Below are 268 nucleotides of genomic sequence, written 5' to 3'. Positions count from 1 at the left end.
CCGCTGGAACGGCGGTCGGCCTTCCACCGCCGCGTACAGTGAGGCGCCCAGCGCCCACAAGTCGGCGGCCGGGCCCGCGCGCCCGCCGCGCGCGCGTTCCGGTGCGATGTAGGGCGGTGAACCCATCAGCACACCGGAGGTGGTCAATCCCGGGCTGTCGATCGACTTGGCGATCCCGAAGTCGGTGAGTACGACCCGGCCCTCCGGACCAAGCTGGATATTGGCCGGCTTCACATCACGGTGCATGACCCCGGCGTCGTGCGCGGCG

The 268-nt window shown here is 71.3% G+C and carries 1 protein-coding gene; it reads right to left on the bottom strand.

Going from position 1 to position 268, the window contains the following annotated elements:
- On the bottom strand, positions 1-268 hold a 268-nt coding region (locus RAD04_RS38785; protein WP_461627980.1), incomplete at both ends, for a protein kinase domain-containing protein.

The organism is Bradyrhizobium sp. 25ACV (genome assembly GCF_054863005.1).
The sequence above is the reverse complement of the archived record's forward strand: the minus strand, read 5'-3'. Positions and strand labels throughout refer to the sequence as shown.